The organism is Klebsiella sp., assembly GCF_027492335.1.
Taxonomy (GTDB): Bacteria; Pseudomonadota; Gammaproteobacteria; order Enterobacterales; family Enterobacteriaceae; genus Klebsiella; species Klebsiella huaxiensis.
Window position 1 is genome coordinate 1 of record NZ_JAPUEW010000020.1, and the last position, 21,802, is coordinate 21,802.

At 53.9% G+C, this 21,802-nt stretch carries 22 protein-coding genes; 11 read left to right on the top strand and 11 right to left on the bottom strand.

From position 1 onward, the window contains the following. Positions 1-211 (top strand): hypothetical protein (locus QVF11_RS07930; protein ID WP_287856175.1); only part of this gene is annotated, 211 nt, incomplete at its 5' end. A 27-nt stretch (positions 212-238) separates the two neighbouring features. Further along, on the top strand, positions 239-1,057 hold the full coding sequence (locus QVF11_RS07935; RefSeq protein WP_287856177.1) for a pyridoxal phosphatase: 819 nt from the start codon (positions 239-241) through the stop codon (positions 1,055-1,057). Here the strand turns inward: QVF11_RS07935 and modC are convergent, their stop codons facing one another. The 4 genes from modC to QVF11_RS07955 form a co-directional block, all read right to left on the bottom strand. Continuing rightward, positions 1,058-2,116 carry a molybdenum ABC transporter ATP-binding protein ModC gene (gene modC, locus QVF11_RS07940; RefSeq protein WP_112214439.1) on the bottom strand — a complete coding sequence of 353 codons (1,059 nt, stop codon included), beginning with the start codon at positions 2,114-2,116 and terminating at the stop codon, positions 1,058-1,060. A gap of 2 nt (positions 2,117-2,118) precedes the next feature. After that, on the bottom strand, positions 2,119-2,808 hold the full coding sequence (gene modB / locus QVF11_RS07945; protein ID WP_112214440.1) for a molybdate ABC transporter permease subunit: 690 nt from the start codon (positions 2,806-2,808) through the stop codon (positions 2,119-2,121). Further along, entirely contained in the window at positions 2,808-3,581 is a 774-nt protein-coding gene (gene modA, locus QVF11_RS07950) for a molybdate ABC transporter substrate-binding protein (RefSeq protein ID WP_287856179.1), read from the bottom strand. The genes modB and modA overlap by 1 nt, the downstream gene beginning before the upstream one ends. A gap of 140 nt (positions 3,582-3,721) precedes the next feature. Further along, positions 3,722-3,871, bottom strand: coding sequence for an AcrZ family multidrug efflux pump-associated protein (locus tag QVF11_RS07955; RefSeq protein WP_004848993.1), 150 nt, complete (start codon positions 3,869-3,871; stop codon positions 3,722-3,724). Between the two features lie 154 nt (positions 3,872-4,025). On the opposite strand from QVF11_RS07955, the gene modE reads away from it, so the two are divergent. The 7 genes from modE to gpmA all read left to right on the top strand — a co-directional run bounded on the left by modE (position 4,026) and on the right by gpmA (position 11,904). Next, positions 4,026-4,814, top strand: coding sequence for a molybdenum-dependent transcriptional regulator (gene modE / locus QVF11_RS07960; RefSeq protein ID WP_142511991.1), 789 nt, complete (start codon positions 4,026-4,028; stop codon positions 4,812-4,814). Between the two features lie 67 nt (positions 4,815-4,881). After that, positions 4,882-6,357 (top strand): molybdate ABC transporter ATP-binding protein ModF, encoded by a 1,476-nt coding sequence (modF, locus tag QVF11_RS07965; protein ID WP_287856182.1) that lies wholly within the window; start codon positions 4,882-4,884, stop codon positions 6,355-6,357. Between the two features lie 205 nt (positions 6,358-6,562). Beyond that, on the top strand, positions 6,563-7,579 hold the full coding sequence (galE, locus tag QVF11_RS07970; RefSeq protein WP_112214444.1) for a UDP-glucose 4-epimerase GalE: 1,017 nt from the start codon (positions 6,563-6,565) through the stop codon (positions 7,577-7,579). Between the two features lie 9 nt (positions 7,580-7,588). After that, complete coding sequence (gene galT / locus QVF11_RS07975) at positions 7,589-8,635, top strand: galactose-1-phosphate uridylyltransferase (RefSeq protein ID WP_287856184.1); 1,047 nt, start codon at positions 7,589-7,591, stop codon at positions 8,633-8,635. 2 nt (positions 8,636-8,637) lie between these two features. Continuing rightward, a complete protein-coding gene (gene galK, locus QVF11_RS07980) occupies positions 8,638-9,786 on the top strand; it encodes a galactokinase (protein ID WP_287856186.1) in 1,149 nt (382 codons plus the stop codon). Then, positions 9,780-10,823 (top strand): galactose-1-epimerase, encoded by a 1,044-nt coding sequence (galM, locus tag QVF11_RS07985; RefSeq protein ID WP_287856188.1) that lies wholly within the window; start codon positions 9,780-9,782, stop codon positions 10,821-10,823. The genes galK and galM overlap by 7 nt, the downstream gene beginning before the upstream one ends. A gap of 328 nt (positions 10,824-11,151) precedes the next feature. Continuing rightward, positions 11,152-11,904: a 2,3-diphosphoglycerate-dependent phosphoglycerate mutase gene (gpmA, locus tag QVF11_RS07990; protein WP_004100351.1), complete on the top strand. Its 753-nt coding sequence runs from the start codon at positions 11,152-11,154 to the stop codon at positions 11,902-11,904. Between the two features lie 36 nt (positions 11,905-11,940). Here the strand turns inward: gpmA and QVF11_RS07995 are convergent, their stop codons facing one another. The 5 genes from QVF11_RS07995 to aroG form a co-directional block, all read right to left on the bottom strand. After that, on the bottom strand, positions 11,941-12,717 hold the full coding sequence (locus tag QVF11_RS07995; protein WP_287856190.1) for an ABC transporter ATP-binding protein: 777 nt from the start codon (positions 12,715-12,717) through the stop codon (positions 11,941-11,943). Continuing rightward, positions 12,714-13,781: a FecCD family ABC transporter permease gene (locus tag QVF11_RS08000; protein ID WP_142511996.1), complete on the bottom strand. Its 1,068-nt coding sequence runs from the start codon at positions 13,779-13,781 to the stop codon at positions 12,714-12,716. The genes QVF11_RS07995 and QVF11_RS08000 overlap by 4 nt, the downstream gene beginning before the upstream one ends. Positions 13,782-13,801: 20 nt before the next feature. Continuing rightward, complete coding sequence (locus QVF11_RS08005) at positions 13,802-14,788, bottom strand: ABC transporter substrate-binding protein (protein WP_287856192.1); 987 nt, start codon at positions 14,786-14,788, stop codon at positions 13,802-13,804. Between the two features lie 10 nt (positions 14,789-14,798). Beyond that, positions 14,799-16,874 carry a TonB-dependent receptor gene (locus QVF11_RS08010; protein ID WP_260611164.1) on the bottom strand — a complete coding sequence of 692 codons (2,076 nt, stop codon included), beginning with the start codon at positions 16,872-16,874 and terminating at the stop codon, positions 14,799-14,801. Positions 16,875-17,142: 268 nt separating this feature from the next. Beyond that, positions 17,143-18,195 carry a 3-deoxy-7-phosphoheptulonate synthase AroG gene (gene aroG / locus QVF11_RS08015; protein WP_112214449.1) on the bottom strand — a complete coding sequence of 351 codons (1,053 nt, stop codon included), beginning with the start codon at positions 18,193-18,195 and terminating at the stop codon, positions 17,143-17,145. Positions 18,196-18,510: 315 nt separating this feature from the next. Between aroG and QVF11_RS08020 the strand changes: the two genes are divergently transcribed. Beyond that, complete coding sequence (locus QVF11_RS08020) at positions 18,511-18,879, top strand: YbgS-like family protein (protein WP_287856194.1); 369 nt, start codon at positions 18,511-18,513, stop codon at positions 18,877-18,879. A 117-nt stretch (positions 18,880-18,996) separates the two neighbouring features. Then, positions 18,997-19,941 carry a CDF family zinc transporter ZitB gene (gene zitB, locus QVF11_RS08025; RefSeq protein ID WP_287856196.1) on the top strand — a complete coding sequence of 315 codons (945 nt, stop codon included), beginning with the start codon at positions 18,997-18,999 and terminating at the stop codon, positions 19,939-19,941. Here the strand turns inward: zitB and pnuC are convergent. Both pnuC and nadA read right to left on the bottom strand, forming a co-directional pair. Further along, a complete protein-coding gene (gene pnuC, locus QVF11_RS08030) occupies positions 19,938-20,657 on the bottom strand; it encodes a nicotinamide riboside transporter PnuC (protein WP_287856198.1) in 720 nt (239 codons plus the stop codon). The two genes, zitB and pnuC, sit on opposite strands and share 4 nt — an antisense overlap. Positions 20,658-20,692: 35 nt before the next feature. Next, on the bottom strand, positions 20,693-21,736 hold the full coding sequence (gene nadA, locus QVF11_RS08035; RefSeq protein WP_287856201.1) for a quinolinate synthase NadA: 1,044 nt from the start codon (positions 21,734-21,736) through the stop codon (positions 20,693-20,695). Positions 21,737-21,802 lie beyond the last annotated feature (66 nt).

The window sequence follows — 21,802 nt, forward strand, 5'->3', positions numbered from 1 at the left end:
GCTTTCCTCGCTCACCCCAGTCACTTACTGGAGTAAGCTCCAGGGGACTCCCTGCGTCGCCGCCTTCCTGCAACTCGAATTATTTAGGGTACACTACATGATTCAGGTTGCCTTGCAGCAGCCTGACGAATCAAGTGTACCGACTCTTTTAGCGGTAGATGCTGAAAAGTTTGCCCGAATGGCACAGCGGTGTACCATCATAGCCAGCTAACTTTTCATCATTAACCGGAAACAACACATGACCTCACGCGTGATTGCCCTGGATTTAGACGGCACCCTACTGACCGGAAAAAAAGCCATCCTCCCCGCCTCGCTCGACGCACTGGCTCACGCCAGAGACGCTGGATACCAGGTGATCGTCGTCACCGGCCGACATCACGTCGCTATCCATCCTTTTTATCAGGCACTGGCTCTGGATACACCTGCAATTTGTTGTAATGGCACTTATTTGTATGATTATCATGCAAAAAAGGTTCTGGAGTCGGATCCAATGCCGGTAGATAAAGCCCTGAGCCTGACGGATATGCTGGTCGAACACGATATTCACGGCCTGATGTACGTTGACGACGCGATGCTGTATGAGCAACCAACCGGGCACGTTATTCGCACCGCTAACTGGGCGGAATCTTTACCCGTGGCGCAGCGCCCGGTATTCACTCAGGTCGCCTCTCTGGCCCAGGCGGCCCGTGAAGTGAATGCCGTGTGGAAATTCGCCCTGACCGATGAAGATACCGCTAAGCTACAGCGCTTTGCCCAGCATGTCGGCCAGACGCTAGGTCTGGAATGCGAATGGTCGTGGCACGATCAGGTTGATATCGCCCGCGAAGGCAACAGCAAAGGCAAACGCCTGGCGCAGTGGGTAGCATCGCAGGGCCTGTCGATGCAGGATGTCGTCGCTTTCGGCGATAACTACAACGATCTTAGCATGCTGGAAGCCGCCGGTACCGGCGTGGCGATGGGCAACGCAGTGGATGAAGTCAAAGCGCGCGCCAATGTGGTGATTGGTGAAAACGAAACCACCAGCATCGCTGACTACATCAATCGCCACCTGCTCTAATCAGGCGGCGATTGACACGCTTTTTATTTGCGCGTACAGCTGCTGGCCTGGGGTTATGCCCAGGTCATCACGGGCCCACGGGCTGATACGCGCCCACAGCGTTCGACCGCTAATCTCAAGCCTGACCTCAACCTGACCGTTACTTTCGATGCACTGCATCACCTGCGCGGGCAAAATATTACGGATGCTGGTTCTCTGCCCAGGCTGTAGTACCAGCGAGACATCTGAAGCCTGAATGCGGATACGCGCCGCTTCACCCTGCGGTCTGTCGAGCTGATTAACCCATATCTGCTGGTCGCCGAGCGCCAGCGCAGTCATCGCATACTGCGAATGCTGAGCGGCAATGGTTACATTGAGAATGGTGCTTTGCTGATCCTGCGGTAGCCAGGGGTGCATTATGCTGCTGCTCCACACCGCTTCCAGGCAGCCAAAAGCTTTCACTTTCCCCTCTTCCAGCACCAGCACTTTATCCGCCAGATGCTGAATCTCATCCAATGAATGGCTGACGTAGAGCATCGGGATGTTAATCTCCCGCGCCAGACGTTGCAGATAGGGCAACAGCTCGCGTTTACGTGGAATATCCAGCGACGCCAGCGGCTCATCAAGCAGCAGCAGCTCCGGTGCGGTGAGTAATGCCCGGCCAATGGCTACCCGCTGTTTTTCCCCACCGGATAGCCCTCCCGGTAGCCTGTCAAGCAGCGGCGCGATGCCAAGCAGATCCACCAGCTTATCGAACTGGTCGGCCATGCTCTTCGCCATGCCGTACTTCAGATTGCCGCGCACCTTGTAGTGCGGAAACAGGCGAGCATCCTGAAAAACATAGCCAATACGGCGTTTTTCCGGCGCCAGACAGATACGCTTTTCGACATCATTAAGCACTCTGCCGTTAAGCACGATACGCCCCTGCTGCGGGCGCGTCAGGCCACTGATGGCGTTAATCAAAGAAGTTTTTCCCGCACCAGATACGCCGAACACCGCCGTGATGCCGCTGGCGGGGAGCGTCTCACAGATCTGCAAACAGTGGGTGCCCAGCGTCTGGGTGAAATCAAGCTCGAGCATGGTTATTTCCCCATCCGTTTGCGACTAAGCCGGGCCAGCCATTCAGAAATCAGCAGCGATATCAGCGCCAGCACAATCGAAATCAAACACAGCCGTGCTGCCGCACCTTCGCCGCCGGGGGTCTGAATCAGAGTATACATAGCCGAGGGAATGGTGCGCGTTTCACCAGGAATATTAGAAACAAAGGTAATGGTCGCGCCAAATTCGCCCAGCGAACGGGCGAAGGCCAGCACGGTACCGACGATAATTCCCGGAAGCGTTAAAGGTAGGGTAATGGTGAAAAACACCCGCCAGCGACCCGCACCAAGCGTGCGTGCCGCCTGCTCAAGCTTGACATCAACCCCTTCCAGCGCCAGGCGAATAGCCCGCACCATCAGTGGAAAAGACATCACCGCCGCCGCCAGCACCGCGCCGCGCCAGCTAAAGGCAAAGCTCAGACCAAACCAGTCATAAAGCCAGCTGCCGATAAAACCACGCCGTCCCATGGCAATCAATAACAGATAGCCCACCACCACCGGCGGCAATACTAGCGGCAAGTGGAGGATGCTATCGAGCAGCGCTTTGCCGGGGAAATCCCGTCGAACCAGCAGCCAGGAAAAAAAGATCCCGAAAGGTAAGCTAAACACCACCGCCAGGGATGAAACTTTCAGGCTCAGCAGTACCGCCTGCCATTCGGGATCGCTTAAGAACATTAGTGAGTCGTAAATCCGTAACGTTTAAAAATGGCGGAAGCTTCCGGTCCTTTCAGATAGTCATAAAATGCGCTAACCGTCGCATTTTTATGTCCGTCAACGATAGCCAGCGGATATTCCACTTTCTTGTGGGAATCTTCCGGGAAGGTGCCGACAACTTTCACGCCTTTACTGGCAACGGCATCAGAGCCGTAAACAATACCCAACGGGGCTTCGCTACGTTCAACCAGCGCCAGCGCACCGCGCACGTCTTCCGCTGGAGCCAGCTTCGGTGACAGCGTTTCCCAGGCACCCAGTTTTTGCAGCGCTTCTTTAGCATAGATACCCGCAGGCACGTGTTCCGGGTCGCCAACCGCCAGACGGCCGCCTTTCAGCAGGCTAGTCCAGTCTGTTTTATCATTGATAGTGATGTCGCCCTGAGCGCTGGCTTTCGGCGCAACGACAACCAGACTATTGCCCAGTAGAGTGGCGCGTGTCGCAGTATCGATGCTCTTTTTCTCAACCGCGTAATCCATCCATTTTTGGTCAGCGGAGATAAACAGATCCGCTGGCGCGCCTGCTTCAATCTGTCGTGCCAGAGTCGATGAAGAAGCAAACGAAGAAACTACATCAACGTTTTTCTCTTTCTTATACTCTTTAGCGATATCCTGCATTGCGTTAGTCAGCGATGCCGCTGCAAACACCGTAATTTTACCATCTTCCGCCAGCGCGTGACCTGCAACACAGAGCGTTAACGTTGCTCCAGCAAAAAAGCGTAACCATTGACCTGCCATCTGAAACTCCTGTGAGTGCGTTATGTAGGAGCTAATATAGCGATAAGGTTGGGGTTTTCCCAGAGCAAATTAGGGGTAATTAGAGGCGGATCAATTGAGGGGAGAAATAAAAACGCCCGGCAGAACCGGGCGCAGGGAAATCAGTGATTTTGCGGTCTGCTGTCTTTGTGACCGGCTCCGGAGAAGAGGTTAAACACTTCGCCCAGCCCGTAAATCAGACCCAGGATGACGGCCATCACCACAGGGACCATGACTACGGCAAAAACCAGACTTTTCAATAGCTCTAACATGGTTGGCTCCAGAAAGTACGAATGCTTTATTGTAACGAATTCAGCCGGAAAAACACGCCCCATTTGTGCGGTGCCTCACAGGCCGCCGCGACAGATGCATCTTGCAAGATGACCGCTATCGGTCACAATAGCCTTTTTTCGTCAGGATATGATTATGCAGGCCGAAATTCTTCTTACCCTAAAATTACAGCAGCGCCTGTTCGCCGATCCCCGCCGTATCGCCCTGCTGAAGCAGATTGACCAGACCGGCTCTATTAGTCAGGGGGCAAAAAACGCCGGCATCAGCTATAAAAGCGCCTGGGATGCCATTAATGAAATGAATCAGCTGAGCGAACAAACCCTGGTCGATCGCGCTACCGGCGGCAAAGGTGGTGGCGGCGCCGTCCTCACCCGTTACGGGCAGCGGCTGATTCAGCTTTACGATTTGCTGGCGCAGATTCAGCAGAAAGCGTTTGATGTCCTGAGCGATGATGACGCCCTGCCCCTCGACAGCCTGCTGGCAGCCATTTCACGTTTCTCACTACAAACCAGCGCACGCAACCAGTGGTTTGGCACCATTACCGGGCGCGACCATCAGCAGGTACAGCAGCATGTTGAAGTGCTACTGGCCGACGGGCAAACCCGCTTTAAAGTCGCCATCACCGCGCAAAGCGCCGATCGTCTGGGCCTTGATGAAGGTCAGGAAGTACTCGTGCTGTTGAAAGCGCCGTGGGTCGGTATTACCCAGGATTCAACGCTGGCGGAACAGGCTGATAACCAGCTAGCCGGACGTATCAGCCATATCGAACGCGGGCCGGAACAGTGTGAAGTGCTGATGGCGCTCCCGGATGGTCAGAGCCTTTGCGCCACCCTGCCGGTGGAGCAGACACGCGATCTGACGGAAGGCGCGGAAGCGATAGCCTATTTTAATGCCGATCGCATCATTCTCGCTACGTTGTGCTAATGGCATTGACATTACGCTCGTGAAGACGTATCCCTGAAGCACATCGCTGCAAAAAGTGGGATACACAATGTCATTATTGCAAATTTCGCAAGGCACGTTTCGCCTGAGCGACACAAAAACGTTAAATATTGAGCACCTCAGCGTGCGCGCTGGCGAAAGCTGGGCTTTCGTCGGCAGCAACGGCAGCGGGAAATCAGCCCTTGCGCGGGCGCTGTCCGGCGAGCTGACGCTGCTTAGCGGGCAGCGGGAATGTACTTTCTCGCGCATCACCCGCCTCTCTTTTGAGCAGTTACAAAAGCTGGTCAGCGACGAGTGGCAACGCAACAACACCGATTTGCTCAGCCCAGGAGAAGAAGATACCGGACGCACAGCGGCGGAAATCATCCAGGACGAATTTAAAGACCCCTCTCGCTGCGCCCGCCTTGGCGAACAGTTTGGTATTGGCCATCTGCTACAGCGACGCTTTAAATATCTCTCTACCGGCGAAACGCGTAAAACGCTGCTGTGCCAGGCGCTGATGGGCAACCCCGACCTGCTCATTCTTGATGAACCGTTCGATGGACTTGATGTCGCCTCGCGCCAGCAGCTGGCGGAACTGCTGGCGACGCTTAATCGCGAAGGTATCACCCTTGTGCTGGTACTTAACCGTTTCGATGAAATACCAGAATTCGTCCAGTTCGCTGGCGTGCTGGCGGACTGCGTCCTGAGCGAAACAGGGGAAAAGCAGGCGCTGCTGAAACAGGCGCTGATCGCCCAGTTGGCGCATAGCGAAAAGCTTGACGGCATGACCCTACCGGAGCCGGACGCCCCGGCCGCGCGTCACGCGCTGGACGACAATGCACCACTCATCGTGCTGAACGACGGCAGAGTTTCTTATAACGATCGGCCGATCATTAATCACCTGAGCTGGACGGTAAATCCCGGCGAACACTGGCAGATAGTCGGCCCCAACGGTGCCGGAAAATCCACTCTCCTCAGCCTGGTCACCGGCGATCATCCGCAGGGGTATAGTAATGACCTGACCTTGTTTGGCCGCCGTCGTGGCAGCGGCGAAACCATCTGGGATATTAAAAAGCATATTGGTTACGTGAGCAGCAGCCTGCATCTGGAGTACCGCGTCAGCACCAACGTGCGTAACGTGATTCTCTCAGGCTACTTCGACTCTATCGGCATCTACCAGGCTGTTTCCGACAAGCAGCACAAGCTGGTGCAGAACTGGCTGGATATCCTCGGGATCGACAAGCGCACTGCCGATGCGCCGTTTCATAGCCTTTCCTGGGGACAGCAGCGGCTGGCACTGATCGTCCGCGCACTGGTCAAACACCCTACCCTGCTGATCCTTGATGAACCGTTACAGGGGCTAGACCCGCTCAACCGCCAGCTGGTGCGCCGCTTTATCGATGTGCTCATTAGCGAAGGTTCGACGCAGCTGCTGTTTGTTTCCCACCACGCCGAGGACGCACCGGACTGCATTACCCACCGCCTGGCGTTTATTACGAGTGGAGACGGTTACACTTACCAGGTGGGTCCGCTGGAAAATTAAGCCTGTACAGGGGTCTGCGGATCCCTGATTTTTTCAGAATTATGTCCACCGAAAATTATATCCAACTGTTTTTAAAATAAAAAAGATCAAATATGGTAATTGTGATTTTTAGTGTAAACGATTCCACCAATTTGGCCTGTGTCACACTTTTTCCATCTTTGGTATGCTATCTTCTTCTCACACGATAAGCCTATTGGAGCGAATCATGAAAGTACTGGTTACAGGTGGTAGCGGTTACATTGGAAGTCACACCTGCGTTCAACTGCTACTGCAGGGACATGAAGTGATTATTCTCGACAATCTCTGCAACAGTAAGCGCAGCGTATTGCCGGTCATTGAACGTCTCGGCGGGAAAAGCGCCACCTTTGTCGAAGGCGATATTCGTAATGAAGCGCTGATGACGGAAATTCTTCACGATCACGCGATTGAAGCCGTGATCCATTTCGCCGGTCTGAAAGCCGTCGGGGAGTCCGTCGCCAAACCGCTGGAATACTACGACAATAACGTAACCGGCACGCTGAAATTAGTTTCCGCTATGCGCGCTGCTGGCGTGAAAAACTTCATTTTTAGCTCCTCCGCCACCGTCTACGGCGACCAGCCAAAAATCCCTTATGTTGAAAGTTTCCCGACCGGCACTCCGCAGAGCCCGTATGGCAAAAGCAAGCTGATGGTTGAGCAGATCCTCACTGACCTGCAAAAAGCGCAGCCGGACTGGAGCATCGCGCTGCTGCGCTACTTCAACCCGGTCGGCGCGCATCCGTCGGGCGATATGGGGGAAGATCCGCAGGGGATCCCAAACAACCTGATGCCGTATATCGCGCAGGTTGCCGTTGGTCGTCGCGAATCGCTGGCGGTCTTCGGCAACGACTACCCGACCGAAGATGGCACTGGCGTTCGTGACTACATTCACGTGATGGACCTTGCCGACGGCCACGTCGCGGCAATGGAAAAACTGGCCGATAAAGCTGGCGTGCATATCTACAATCTTGGCGCAGGCGTCGGCAGCAGCGTGCTTGACGTGGTCAATGCCTTCAGTAAAGCCTGCGGTAAACCTATTAACTACCACTTCGCGCCACGCCGCGACGGCGACCTCCCGGCCTACTGGGCGGACGCTGAAAAGGCCGATCGCGATCTGAACTGGCGCGTGACGCGCAACCTTGACGAAATGGCGCAGGACACCTGGCACTGGCAGTCCCGTCATCCGCAGGGTTATCCAGACTAAGGAACCTTCATGAGCGTATTTAACCCCGTCGACCATCCACATCGTCGTTATAACCCGTTAACCGGGCAGTGGATTCTGGTTTCTCCGCATCGCGCCAAGCGCCCCTGGCAGGGGGCGCAAGAAACGCCGGCAAAGCAAACGTTGCCCGCGCACGATCCGGATTGTTTCCTGTGCCCGGGTAATACCCGCGTCACCGGCGACACCAACCCGAACTACACCGGTACGTTTGTTTTTACCAATGACTTTGCGGCTTTGATGACCGATACCCCTGACGCCCCGGAAAGCGATGATCCGCTAATGCGCTGTCAGAGCGCCCGCGGCACCAGCCGGGTCATCTGCTTTTCGCCAGACCACAGCAAAACGCTGCCGGAACTGAGCGTTGAAGCGCTGGAAGGCGTGGTTAAAACGTGGCAGGAACAGACCGCGGACCTCGGAAAAACCTATCCGTGGGTCCAGGTCTTTGAGAACAAGGGAGCGGCGATGGGCTGCTCCAACCCGCATCCGCATGGTCAGGTATGGGCAAACAGCTTCCTGCCTAACGAAGCGGAGCGCGAAGACCGTCTGCAAAAAGACTACTTCACCGAGCACGGCGCGCCGATGCTGGTGGATTATGTGCAGCGCGAATTAGCCGACGGTAGTCGTACCATCGTCGAGACCGAACACTGGCTCGCCGTGGTTCCCTACTGGGCAGCATGGCCTTTCGAGACGTTGCTGCTGCCCAAAGCTCACATCCAGCGTCTGACCGATTTAACCGACGACCAGCGCAGCGATCTTGCCCTGGCGCTGAAAAAGCTGACCAGCCGTTACGACAACCTGTTCCAGTGCTCATTCCCCTACTCAATGGGCTGGCACGGTGCGCCGTTTAACGGTGAAGAGAATAATCACTGGCAGCTGCATGCGCATTTTTATCCGCCGCTGTTGCGCTCCGCCACGGTGCGCAAATTTATGGTCGGCTATGAAATGCTGGCTGAAACCCAGCGTGATCTGACGGCCGAGCAGGCCGCCGAACGTCTGCGCGCTGTGAGCGACATCCATTTTCGCGAATCCGGAGTATAACCATGAGTCTGAAAGAGAAAACCCAAGCCCTGTTTGCTGAAAAGTTTGGCTATCCGGCCAGCCACGTTATCCAGGCCCCTGGCCGCGTTAACCTGATCGGCGAACATACCGACTATAACGATGGGTTCGTGTTGCCCTGCGCAATTGATTACCAGACGGTCATCAGCTGCTCGCCGCGTGACGATCGTACCGTGCGGGTGATTGCCGCCGACTACGACAATCAGACCGATGAGTTCTCTCTGGACTCGCAGATTACCAGCCACGATACCCAGCAGTGGTCGAACTATGTTCGCGGTGTGGTGAAGCATCTCCAGCAGCGGAATAACAACTTCGGCGGCGCGGACCTGGTCATCAGTGGCAACGTACCGCAGGGCGCAGGATTAAGCTCCTCGGCTTCACTGGAAGTCGCCGTCGGTACCGTGTTCCAGCAGCTTTATCACCTGCCCCTCGACGGCGCGCAGATTGCGCTGAACGGTCAGGAAGCGGAAAACCAGTTCGTTGGCTGCAACTGCGGCATCATGGACCAGCTCATCTCCGCACTCGGTAAAAAAGACCACGCGCTGCTGATCGACTGCCGCTCATTAGGGACCAAAGCGGTCTCGATGCCAAAAGGTGTCGCGGTGGTGATTATCAACAGTAACTTTAAACGTACCCTGGTCGGCAGCGAATACAACACGCGCCGCGAACAGTGCGAAACCGGCGCTCGCTTCTTCCAGCAACCCGCTCTGCGCGATGTCACTCTGGATGAGTTCAACGCTGTCGCCTACGAGCTTGACCCGATTGTCGCCAAACGTGTTCGCCACGTCCTGACCGAAAACGCTCGTACCGTGGAAGCCGCCACGGCGCTGGAAAAAGGCGATCTGCTGAGAATGGGCGAACTGATGGCGGAATCTCACGCCTCGATGCGCGATGATTTTGAAATCACCGTACCGCAGATCGATACCCTGGTGGACATCGTCAAAGCGACCATCGGCGATAAAGGCGGTGTCCGCATGACCGGCGGCGGTTTCGGCGGCTGTATTGTCGCGCTGGTGCCGGAAGATCTGGTCGATACCGTGCAGCAGGCCGTTGCCAAAGAGTACGAAGCAAAAACCGGTATCAAAGAAACGTTCTACGTGTGCAAGCCGTCTCAGGGAGCAGGACAATGCTAAATCAAACAACGGAGCTGGCGCCGGACGGCCAGCCGTGGAATATCCTCATCCTGCGTAACGACGCGGGGATGACGGTGACCGTCATGGATTGGGGCGCCACGCTGCTCTCCGCGCAGGTGACGCTGGCTGACGGCAGCGTGCGCGAAGCGCTGCTCGGCTGCGCGACTCCTGGCGACTATACGCGCCAGGCCGCCTATCTCGGCGCTTCCGTCGGTCGTTACGCTAACCGCATCGCTAACAGCCGCTTTACGCTGGATGGTTGTACCGTCAATCTGACCCCGTCCAACGAAGCGGGCCATCAGTTGCACGGCGGGCCAGATGGTTTTGATAAGCGCCGCTGGCAGATTGTCAGCACTGATGCTCGTCACGTGCTGTTTTCACTCTCGTCTAACGATGGCGATCAGGGATTCCCCGGCAATCTGACGGCAACGGCGCACTATCGCCTGACCGACGATAATCGGATCTCCATCGAATATCGCGCCACCGTTGACCAACCCTGTCCGGTGAATTTGACCAACCACGTCTATTTCAACCTCGACGGCGTGCAGAGTGACGTGCGCAACCACAGGCTGCAAATTTTCGCTGATGTTTATTTGCCGGTAGAGAGCGACGGTATTCCGGGGGGCGATCTGCAAAACGTCACCCTCACCAGCTTCGATTTCCGCACGCCGAAGGTGCTGGCAGATGATTTCTTGCGCGACGAAGACCAGCAAAAAGTGAAAGGCTACGACCACGCCTTCCTGCTTCAGGCGCTGGGCGATGCCAGCAGTCCGGCGGCTCACGTCTGGTCGCAGGACGAAAAACTGCAGATGACGGTCTATACCTCCGCTCCGGCCCTGCAATTCTACTCCGGCAACTATCTGGGCGGCACGCCGTCGCGTACGGCGCAACCGTACGATGACTGGCAAGGTCTGGCGCTGGAAAGCGAGTTCCTGCCAGATTCGCCGAACCATCCGGAATGGCCGCAGCCGGATTGCGTTCTACGCCCCGGCGAAGAGTACGTCAGCCTGACGGAATATCAGTTTATTGTGAAATAATCCCAAGCCCTCCTGATGGAGGGTTTTTTTATCCTTTCGCTGAAAAATACGCCACTTACAGACAAAAACATAACCTCAATTTTACAAGCACCTTACACTGAGCCACTATTTTCGCTATGGTTAGGGATAAGCATTGCCGTGAGGTAAATCACAGCAATATAATGAGAATAGTTATCAATCAATAAATATATACACTACAGCATTCGGGTCGCATCAAGGCGGCAAATGAACGAATCTCTGGAAGCATAGTTAACTATGTGACCAGGGTGAGTGAAAGCAGCCAACAATGAGGCGGCGCGAAGGATGACGTGTATTGAGGAGTAAGAGAATGGCTGTAACTAAGCTGGTACTCGTTCGTCACGGCGAAAGCCAATGGAACAACGAAAACCGTTTCACCGGTTGGTATGACGTTGACCTGTCTGAAAAAGGCGTTGGTGAAGCAAAAGCAGCCGGTAAGCTGCTGAAAGAAGAAGGCTTCAGCTTCGATTTTGCTTATACCTCTGTGCTGAAACGTGCCATCCACACTCTGTGGAACGTGCTGGACGAACTGGATCAGGCCTGGCTGCCGGTTGAGAAATCCTGGAAACTGAACGAGCGTCATTACGGTGCGCTGCAGGGTCTGAACAAAGCAGAAACCGCTGAAAAATACGGTGACGAGCAGGTTAAGCAGTGGCGTCGTGGCTTTGCGGTAACACCGCCGGAGCTGACCAAAGACGATGAGCGCTATCCGGGGCACGATCCGCGTTACGCAAAACTGACCGATGCAGAACTGCCGACCACCGAAAGCCTGGCGCTGACTATCGACCGCGTTGTGCCTTACTGGAACGAAACCATTCTGCCGCGTCTGAAAAGCGGTGAGCGCGTGATTATCGCCGCTCACGGCAACTCCCTGCGTGCGCTGGTGAAGTACCTCGACAACATGGGCGAAGCAGAAATTCTCGAGCTGAACATTCCAACCGGCGTGCCGCTGGTGTATGAATTCGACGAAAACTTCAAACCTATCAAACACTACTATCTGGGCAATGCCGACGAGATCGCCGCGAAAGCCGCAGCCGTTGCAAACCAGGGTAAAGCGAAGTAATTAATTTACCGGATAGCCCAGGCTATCCGGTAGCTTCTATACCCTGATAACCCCGTCCAGAATCACTTGTGGCCTTCCCTGAGAACAGCGCTCTACTCGACTTCGCACATTGAACACTTCCGCCAAATTTTCAGTTGTAATCACCGCCTCCGGCGCACCGCTTGCCACCAACTCCCCTTCTTTAAGCATCAGAACATGTTCGCCATGCTGCAAAGCGATGTTGATATCATGCACCACAACCAGCGTGACCATATTTCGTGTGCGGGTCTCCCTCGCGATTAAATCCATCACGTGAAATTGATAATTCAGATCGAGCGCGCTAAGAGGCTCATCTAGTAGTAACAGCTGCGGGTGGCGGATTAGCGATTGCGCAAGCCCTACCAGCTGCCGCTGGCCGCCGGAAAGCTGGTCAAGATAGCGCAACGATAAATGAGCAATCCCAAGCTGATCCAGCAATGTCAGCACCTGGGCTTCTCTATGGCGAGGCTCCCGATCTCCCGATGCGCGCTGAGCAACAACAATTGATTCCAGTACCTGTAGGTGGACGCCCTGCGGCAGCGACTGCGGTAAAAACACCACTTTCTTTGCACGTTCGGCAAAAGATAGCGACAGCAGGTTTTCTCCTGACAATAGCACTTCGCCATACGCTTTGTTCAGCCCGGCCAATGAACGTAGCAAAGTCGATTTCCCGCAGCCATTTGGCCCCAAAAGAACGGTAATTTTTCCGCAAGGGAGTTCTGAAATATTCAGATTGCGGATCACCGGTCTTTTAAGGTACCCGGCGTTGATACCCCGAAGGCTTAAACCGCTCATGACATACTCCCGCGATGGCGCACAATAATGCTCAGGAAAAACGGTACGCCAACTAACGAGGTAACGATTCCGACGGGAATAATAATGCCAGGGAAAATATTCTTAGACGCAATAGAGGCCAATGAAAGCACCAGCCCGCCGGTCAATACACTGCCGGGTAGAAAAAAACGGTGGTCTTCGCCAAAAAGCATGCGCGCAATATGCGGTGCCACAAGCCCAATAAAACCAATCGGACCGACAAACGCAACCGATAGCGCCGACAGTAAGCTAATACGCAGCAACGAAGATAAACGCAGGCGGCGTACATCAATGCCAAAGCTCATGGCCCGATCCTCACCGAGGCGCAGCGCCGTAAGCTGCCAGGCGCTGCGCATTGACCATAGCATAACAATGACAAACGCCAGCGCCAGGGTGAGCAATTTTTCCCATGATGCTCGCGCCAGACTGCCCATCGTCCAGAACACCAGTCCCTGCAAAGTGTCTTCATCAGCAATAAACTGCATCATCGACACCAGGGCATTAAAGGTAAAAACCAGTGCAATACCAAACAGCACCACCCCGGAGGTGGCGACGCGGGTCCAACGGGTAATCCCATCCAGCAGCAGTGCGGACAATAAGGCAAAAACAAACGCATTCGCCGGAATAGCCCACGATGACGGTACTCCAGGAATGCTAATCCCCAATATGATGGCTAACGCTGCGCCGAATGCCGCCGCGGATGACACCCCAAGAGTGAATGGGCTGGCCAGCGGGTTATTCAGAATAGTTTGCATTTCAGCGCCCGCCAGACCAAGCGCCATACCCACTAACAGCGCCATCAGCGCATAAGGCAAACGGATCTGCCAGACAATAATCCGCGTCCCAGGACTGACGCTCGCCGGATGTAAAAGGCTTTGCCAGAGTTCAGTAAAAGACAAGCCCGCCGGACCAAATGTAAAGTCCAGCAGCAGCGACACGATAATTGCCAGCGCGATCCCTAGCGCCAACAGTAGCCGTTTGCGTACGATCAGGCGATAGCGACGGCTAATCGACTCTAACGACCTCTCATCAGTAGGTTGCGACATAACAATCCTTCGAGGTCGGCCTATTTCGGCGGGTTGAGCACATCGTTAATCTGCGCATCATTGAGCGTTATGCCAAAGAATTGCTGATAAAAAAGACGCGTTTCCAGATCCATATCCACATCGGTAAAGCGCTGGGGGTAGAGCATTTTAGCCAACCAGAGGAACTGCATGGCCTCCTCGCTGGTCTCTCTACACCACCAGAACATCCCTTTCGGATTCACGTAAACACGATGGTTGAGTACCGCATCAACCTGTGACCACTGAGGAGAGGTCATAATCGTATCAGCATCGCGCTTATTCATCGCCACGATAACGGCTGGATTCGCCGCAACAATTCGCTCAAGCGGCACTTCCCCGGCCCGATTCGGTTTATTCGTAAACCAGTTTTCAGCAATGTTCCTTGCGCCAGCAAGCTCCATCCAGTCCTGGTTAAGCGATGGTTTTCCGGTTGTGGTCAGCGGGTTTCCCATACTGTGATACACCGCAACGCGCTCATTTGGCGGCACATCTTTCAGGCGCTCTTTCACCAGCGCTACATTCTGCTCAAAATAGCGCTGATAGCGTTTCGCTTTTTCCTGAGCATCAGGCCCCAGCACGTCTGCCGTTTTTTGAATCCGTGAGGTCAGAGCCTGCATTGAGTTGGCTTCAAAGGCCAAAACCCGCACGCCTGCCTGCTCGAGCAGAGCTTGTTTCGGCACGGTCATCGATTTCGGCACAAACAGCAACTGGGTACCCAATGAGATAATCTGTTCAGGATCAAGTTCATGGCCACCATTCACGCTTACAGCAGCGACGCCATCAATGCGCGGCAAACTCTGACGAAACAACGGGATCTTTTTGGCGACCATCGACGTACCGACGATGTTATCGCCATAGCCCAGCATGGTAATGATGGTATTCTGCGCAGGCCACGGTGAAGCGATGCGAACGTCGCTGTGCGGTTGCGCAGCAAACACACCTCCCGCAACCAGCCAGACCAGAACCGCGAAAACACGATTAAACATCATCACTTACCCCTTAAAAATCAAAGGTTACAGTGGCGCGCACCTCTCGCCCGCTGCCAATAAAGGCGCTCGGCGAGCCATTATCACCATCGGTACCTGACGGGAAAATTGATGCCCAATAATGCTTGTCGAACACGTTATTCACGGCCACACGGAAGGTCGTCGGCAGGTTGTTGATTTTGGTAGTGTAACGAGTACCTAGATCCCACGTGGTGTAGCTGCTGGCCCACGCGGTGTTGGTGTCGTTAGCCGCGCGTTTCCCGGTATAATGAACGTTCGCGCTATAAACCCACTGCGGCATGGACGGTAAACTGTATTCCGCGAGCAGGTTTGCCTGCACTTTAGGTACACCAACAACCTGCTTATCACTGGTGGAATCGCTGACGGTATCTTTCAGTTTCGGATTGAGGAACGTTACGCCACTATAGATGTTCAGCCCTTGCCAGACGTTGCCGGATGCGGTGAGTTCCAGCCCGTTGTTGACCTGGTTCCCCTGATCTTTATACACATTGTCATTAGGATCTACGTATGCAAAAGGGCGCTCGAGGCGGAACAGCGCCGCACCAAGGTTCATCCCCTCAACATCGGCTTTTAGCCCCATCTCATACTGTTTACTGCGGTACGGGTCGAGGGTTTGCCCGGCATTTTTAACATCGCTGTTCGTTGGCGCCGTCCCCCCCTGCTCCAGAGATTCTGCATAGCTAACGTAGGCCATCACATTCGGTGTAATTTTATACATGACCGCAGCATTCGGACTCAGGCCGTTTTCATCAATTTGAGCCGTTTTATCACCGCTTTTATCGTAATTTTTTGATTGGATCCAGCTCTGACTGAGGTAGAACATGGCGGACCACTTCGGCGTCAGCGTTACGGTATCCCCAATCGTAATACTCTGCTGAGTATTAACACTGGATTTATAGCGCGAGCCGTTAGTGTTGATTTTGCCATCACCCTGTTCATACATTTCCGACGGATGATACATATTAGTGGTACCCCAGTTATACGTCGCGCCGGTCCCTTTTGCGCCATAGATAGACCAGACGTAACCGGTAGTCGAGAGCGCAATATCATGTCCGATAGAGCCCGTATCCACATGTCCGCTTAACGTCGCGGTGTTGCTCAACACCCGGAAACGTCCCGCCGCCGTGGAGTCTTTCATTGAACGGCTGATATCACCCTGATTATTGATTATTTTGCTGGAAACGCTACGCATTGCGCGGTCCGCCTGCTGCCAGCCCACCCCAGCAGTCAACGACCAGTCATCATTGAAATAATGAATCAGCCGGGTACTCACTGTGTCGGTCGTCAGGTCATTACCGGCGGTACTTAGCGCGAGATTCTTATTTTTCCCATCGGGTGCGGAAGGCAGTTTGATACCGGGACCGTAGCTAAAGCTTCCCGGATACCCCTTTTGAATAAACTCATAATGGCTGGCATCCAGCTGTAGCTGAGTCCCCGGTTGAATATTCCAGTCCAGAGCAACGGAAAGCAGTTTGCGCCGTAGCGTACTGTCATCCAGGTTACCCTCACCTTCCTGGTTCAAAACGTTGACGCGATAGCCAAAGCGGTTTTCATCATCGAAATGTCCACCTAGATCAGCATGACCGGTGAAGGCACTACGACTTTGATAACCCAGGGTAACTTTGCGCAGCGTCTCTTGTGTAGGACGTTTAGCCACAAAATTAAACTGTCCTGCCGGGCTCGCCGGGCCATAAAGCGCTCCGGTTAAGCTATTAAGAACGTCCAGTCGCTCAAGCATTTCGACCGGAAATGCCGTTGTGGAGACAATATTTAAGCCATCAAGTCGGCTATTCGCGACAACACTACCCTGCATGCCCCGGCTTTGCGGCCTGCCGACATCCATTCCGCCGCGCGCCTGCATCTGCGTGCTGGGAGAATACTTCAGCAATTCGCTCACGCTGTGCGCCTGCTGGTTTTCAATCATCTCTTTGGTGACGGTCGTTGTGGAATACGGCGTTTCGACCCAACTTCTGTTTCCCAGCGGTCCGATATCAATATCATTTGTTTTGAATCCGGAGCCTGATTCAGCATGCGTCGAATTACCTGAAAGCTTGCTGGTCACAACCATGACCTCTTCCGGGGAGGCGGCAGCAAAGGTGCTTTGTGGTGTCAGAGTAAGGAGTAAAGGAAATAAAGATGCCAGTTGGATAGGTTTATGCATAATGAATATCTGTCGTTATGTAAAAATTTATACTACGATCGACAAATATGTAAAAATTTGATTTCAATCATCTCAAAAGTTTTAAACGCGGAATTAACCCTTTGTGATTAAAGAAAATTAAATACAAAAAAACCGGCTTTATTAGCCGGTTTTTTTGACCTGGAAAACGGTTCAGCTAGCCGCGACGCGCTTTCACCGCATCCGCCAGTTGACGAAGCAGCGTGTCGGTGTCTTCCCAGCCAATGCAGGCATCGGTAATACTTTTGCCGTAGGTCAGCGGCTCGCCGCTGTCAAGGTTCTGATTACCTTCCACCAGGTGGCTCTCAATCATCACGCCCATAATCGACTGTTCGCCACCAGCAACCTGCTGACACACGTCCACGCCGACATCCATCTGCTTTTTAAACTGCTTGCTGGAGTTGGCATGGCTGAAATCGATCATGATCTGAGCAGGAAGACCCGCTTTCGCCAGTCCAACTTTCACTTCAGCGACGTGCTGCGCGCTATAGTTCGGCTCTTTACCGCCGCGCAGGATGATATGGCAATCGCTGTTACCGCTGGTGTTCACGATAGCCGAATGACCCCATTTGGTCACCGACAGGAAGCAGTGCGGCGCACCGGCAGCATTAATCGCATCAATTGCGACTTTAATCGTTCCGTCGGTGCCGTTTTTAAAGCCCACCGGGCAAGAGAGGCCAGAAGAGAGCTCGCGATGCACCTGTGACTCAGTGGTACGCGCGCCAATCGCTCCCCAGCTCATCAGATCGGCAAGATACTGCGGGGTGATCATATCAAGGAATTCCCCGGCAGCAGGCAGCCCGCTGTCGTTGATATCCAGCAGCAGCTTACGCGCAATACGCAGGCCATCGTTGATGCGGAAGCTGTTATCCATATGCGGATCGTTGATAAGCCCTTTCCAGCCCACGGTGGTACGCGGTTTTTCAAAATAAACGCGCATCACAATCTCCAGCTCACCCTTCAGCTCTTCACGAAGCTTAAGCAGACGTTCAGCGTACTCTTTTGCCGCCGCCGGATCGTGAATGGAACATGGACCAATCACCACCAACAGGCGATCGTCATTGCCTTTCAGGATCTGATGGATTGCTTTGCGAGCATGCGCGACAGTATTCGCAGCATTTTCGGTAGCAGGGAATTTTTCCAGGAGCGCAACGGGAGGTAATAATTCGTTGATCTCTTTAATGCGTAAATCGTCGTTCTGATAATTCATCTTATTTCCAGCGTTGCCATACTTATCTAGTTAAATGCAATCCCTCCAATCTATCTCTTCAGTCAAAAAGTGTAAACGTGATTTTACAGTACCGACAGAATACTCCTGGAATTAGGCTAAATTAGACCATAAAGTAGCGGAATGATGGCCATAAACTACAATTTTTAACTGTTAGAACTTAATTTCCTTTAGCATTCAGCATTATATATTAATGCCGTTCGCTGATACCGAGCCTTTAACCATCGCGAGTTAAACCTCTGCTAAATGCACTGTTGGAAGCGTTATCCGACAAATCCACCATAACAGGAGCATCTAATGAAAACGAACAAACTCACCCGTCTTCTCCTCGCAGCAACCCTGGGCCTGGCCAGCGGCGCGGTTCTTGCCGCCGATACTGGCACGCAATCTAATAACGGGCAGGCCAACTCGGCAGCCGATGCCGGACAGGTCGCACCTGACGCACGCGAGAACGTCGCGCCTAACAATGTGGACGGCAACATTAATACTGGTTCCAGCAATACCGGCGGTACAATGCTCCACCCCGATGGCTCAAACATGAACCATGACGGCATGTCGAGCGATGAAGTGCATAAAAACTCGATGTGTAAAGATGGGCGTTGCCCGGATACCGATAAAAAAGTCGGCCAGGATGATGCCAGTAAAACTGACGGCACCACCCAGTAATCGTAGTGTGATGTTGATAATTGAGGAGAGCTCAGGCTCTCCTTTTGCATTTTGTTAAACTAAAAGCGCGATGTTGTCATAAAGTAATAGGGAAAATAATAACGTAGGGATGGCGCCATGGGGCACTCACACTCGCATACTCCTGCTCAACAACCTGAAGATAATAATGCTCGCCGCCTGCTGCTGGCGTTCTGCATAACCGCCGGATTTATGCTGGTTGAAGTCGTTGGCGGACTGCTCTCAGGCTCGTTGGCACTGCTGGCCGATGCCGGGCATATGCTTACCGACGCAGCAGCGTTGCTATTCGCTTTTTTAGCCGTTCACTTTGCCCGCCGTCCGCCGAATACGCGCCACACTTTTGGTTGGCTGCGGCTGACCACGCTGGCGGCATTTCTCAACGCCATCGCCCTGGTGGTAATTACCATCCTGATCGTCTGGGAGGCCATCCAGCGCTTTCATCATCCTCAACCGATTGCCGGTAAAACGATGATGATCATCGCCGTTGTCGGGTTGTTGGCCAATATCCTGGCCTTCTGGATCCTGCATCGTGGAAGCGAGGAACGTAACCTTAACGTACGCGCCGCCGCCCTACACGTGCTGGGAGATTTACTCGGTTCAGTCGGGGCGATAATTGCAGCACTCGTCATCCTTACCACCGGCTGGACGCCAATCGACCCGATTCTCTCCGTGCTGGTTTCGTGTTTGGTTTTGCGTAGTGCCTGGCGTTTGCTTCAGGAGAGTATCAATGAACTTCTGGAAGGTGCGCCGCGTTCGCTTGATGTCGATGCACTCAAGCGCGACTTACGCCGCTCAATACCGGAAGTGCGCGACGTACATCATGTTCATGCCTGGTTAGTGGGTGAGAAAACGGTGATGACGCTGCATGTTCAGGTAGTGCCGCCGCACGATCACGACGGCCTGCTGGAGCGCATTCTAGATTTCTTACAGCACAAATATGCGATTGAACACGTTACGGTGCAGATGGAGTATCAGCCCTGTAGCGGCCCGGAATGCCGTCTGAACATGTCGCACGCCGGGCATGGGCATCATCACCATCACTAACGAGAAAACGCGTGAGAACCGCGCTCACGCGCGCTGTTAATCCACATCCGGCTGCCGTTGAGCGCGATAAAGGTCAGAAGCAGATATTCGAGCGACATCGCATATACGCCCTGGAGCGCGAAAATAACCACGCTAATGACATTGATAATCACCCACAGCAGCCAGTTCTCAACATATTTGCGCGTCATCAGAATCATCGCCGCAATCGACAACACCATCATGCAAGAGTCCCAGAATGGGAACGCATCGGGCTGCAGCTCCGGCATCGCCACCTGCAACCCCAGCGTTTGCATGAGCGCAACGGCAATCCGCGTCAGAAACGCAAAGACCGGGTTGATAAACACCGTCATTAAGCCAATAGCGACCACGCAGGCCGACAGCCAACCCAGCGCTTTAGGCAGCGGTAGCCAGCGTATTTGCAGCTCCGCCTGATTATCACTGGTTTGCCGTGACCAGGCGTACCAGCCGTAGACGTTGGCCACGAAGAAAAAGACCTGCAGCAAAAGGCTTGCGTAGAGCTGGATCTGGAAGAAGATAATGGCGAACAAAGTCACATTGATCAGCCCAAACGCATAGTTGCTGATCTTCTCCAGGCTTGCCAACCAGATGCATATCAGGCCTGCAACGGTGCCAACTGCTTCAATCCACGATAAGTCATATCCCCCGGCGCCAATGGGTATGTGCACTAATATGTTCTGCGTACTAAAAAAATCCATCTTATCCCCAGAGCGTGCTGTGACGCGGTAATGAGTTATCCCCGAAGTGTAGCCGCAAAATCGAGCATTCTGTTCAGCGGAACTAACGCGCCAGTACGCAACTTCTCATCAACATGAATTTCATGTTCGACTCCACCCTGCTCAAGCCCTTCAGCAATCGCTTTCAGGCCATTCATCGCCATCCACGGACAGTGTGCGCAGCTGCGGCAGGTTGCCCCTTCGCCAGCCGTAGGCGCTTCCAACAGCTCTTTCTCCGGTACCGCCTGCTGCATTTTGTAGAAAATACCGCGGTCGGTGGCCACTATTAGCTGCTTCTGCAATAGCGTTTTAGCCGCATTGATTAACTGACTTGTTGAACCCACCGCATCGGCCATATCGACAATCGCCTGTGGTGATTCAGGGTGAACCAGCACCGCCGCATCAGGATAAAGGGCTTTCATTCTTGCCAGCGCTTGAGTTTTGAATTCATCATGAACAATGCAAGCCCCCTGCCAGCACAGCACATCAGCACCGGTCTGTTTTTGGACGTAGCTGCCCAAATGGCGGTCCGGTGCCCAGATGATTTTTTCACCCATGCTATCCAGATGCTCAATGAGTTCGACCGCAATACTGGAGGTTACAACCCAGTCAGCACGAGCCTTAACCGCCGCAGATGTATTGGCATAGACCACCACGGTACGATCCGGGTGAGCGTCGCAGAAGGCGCTAAACTCCTCAATCGGGCAGCCCAGGTCGAGAGAACACTCTGCATGCAACGTAGGCATCAGGATGGTTTTTTCCGGGCTGAGGATTTTTGCCGTTTCACCCATAAAGCGCACACCAGCAACCAATAGCGTTGAGGCAGAATGGCGAGCGCCGAAGCGCGCCATCTCAAGGGAGTCAGAGATGCAGCCGCCGGTTTCTTCGGCCAGTTGCTGAATTTCCGGGTCGGTGTAGTAGTGGGCAACCATCACCGCATCGCGATCGCGCAGCAGGCGTTTAATCTTTTCACGATAGAAGTGCTTCTCATCGCGGCTTAACGGCATTGGCTTAGGCGGAAAAGGATAAATCGCCGCTTCCGGATCAAACATTACGCTCATCTTGCAGTCTCGTTTCGCTGGCTTAACTTTCAGACCATAATCAGCCTGTAAAAAGGCATTAATCGG

Excerpts from the sequence above, each read along its gene's own strand:
- QVF11_RS07935 (WP_287856177.1), top strand. The coding sequence starts at position 239 with ATGACCTCACGCGTGATTGCCCTGGATTTAGACGGCACCCTACTGACC.
- modC (WP_112214439.1), bottom strand. The coding sequence starts at position 2,116 with ATGCTCGAGCTTGATTTCACCCAGACGCTGGGCACCCACTGTTTGCAG.
- modB (WP_112214440.1), bottom strand. The coding sequence starts at position 2,808 with ATGTTCTTAAGCGATCCCGAATGGCAGGCGGTACTGCTGAGCCTGAAA.
- modA (WP_287856179.1), bottom strand. The coding sequence starts at position 3,581 with ATGGCAGGTCAATGGTTACGCTTTTTTGCTGGAGCAACGTTAACGCTC.
- QVF11_RS07955 (WP_004848993.1), bottom strand. The coding sequence starts at position 3,871 with ATGTTAGAGCTATTGAAAAGTCTGGTTTTTGCCGTAGTCATGGTCCCT.
- modE (WP_142511991.1), top strand. The coding sequence starts at position 4,026 with ATGCAGGCCGAAATTCTTCTTACCCTAAAATTACAGCAGCGCCTGTTC.
- modF (WP_287856182.1), top strand. The coding sequence starts at position 4,882 with ATGTCATTATTGCAAATTTCGCAAGGCACGTTTCGCCTGAGCGACACA.
- galE (WP_112214444.1), top strand. The coding sequence starts at position 6,563 with ATGAAAGTACTGGTTACAGGTGGTAGCGGTTACATTGGAAGTCACACC.
- galT (WP_287856184.1), top strand. The coding sequence starts at position 7,589 with ATGAGCGTATTTAACCCCGTCGACCATCCACATCGTCGTTATAACCCG.
- galK (WP_287856186.1), top strand. The coding sequence starts at position 8,638 with ATGAGTCTGAAAGAGAAAACCCAAGCCCTGTTTGCTGAAAAGTTTGGC.
- galM (WP_287856188.1), top strand. The coding sequence starts at position 9,780 with ATGCTAAATCAAACAACGGAGCTGGCGCCGGACGGCCAGCCGTGGAAT.
- gpmA (WP_004100351.1), top strand. The coding sequence starts at position 11,152 with ATGGCTGTAACTAAGCTGGTACTCGTTCGTCACGGCGAAAGCCAATGG.
- QVF11_RS07995 (WP_287856190.1), bottom strand. The coding sequence starts at position 12,717 with ATGAGCGGTTTAAGCCTTCGGGGTATCAACGCCGGGTACCTTAAAAGA.
- QVF11_RS08000 (WP_142511996.1), bottom strand. The coding sequence starts at position 13,781 with ATGTCGCAACCTACTGATGAGAGGTCGTTAGAGTCGATTAGCCGTCGC.
- QVF11_RS08005 (WP_287856192.1), bottom strand. The coding sequence starts at position 14,788 with ATGATGTTTAATCGTGTTTTCGCGGTTCTGGTCTGGCTGGTTGCGGGA.
- QVF11_RS08010 (WP_260611164.1), bottom strand. The coding sequence starts at position 16,874 with ATGGTTGTGACCAGCAAGCTTTCAGGTAATTCGACGCATGCTGAATCA.
- aroG (WP_112214449.1), bottom strand. The coding sequence starts at position 18,195 with ATGAATTATCAGAACGACGATTTACGCATTAAAGAGATCAACGAATTA.
- QVF11_RS08020 (WP_287856194.1), top strand. The coding sequence starts at position 18,511 with ATGAAAACGAACAAACTCACCCGTCTTCTCCTCGCAGCAACCCTGGGC.
- zitB (WP_287856196.1), top strand. The coding sequence starts at position 18,997 with ATGGGGCACTCACACTCGCATACTCCTGCTCAACAACCTGAAGATAAT.
- pnuC (WP_287856198.1), bottom strand. The coding sequence starts at position 20,657 with ATGGATTTTTTTAGTACGCAGAACATATTAGTGCACATACCCATTGGC.
- nadA (WP_287856201.1), bottom strand. The coding sequence starts at position 21,736 with ATGAGCGTAATGTTTGATCCGGAAGCGGCGATTTATCCTTTTCCGCCT.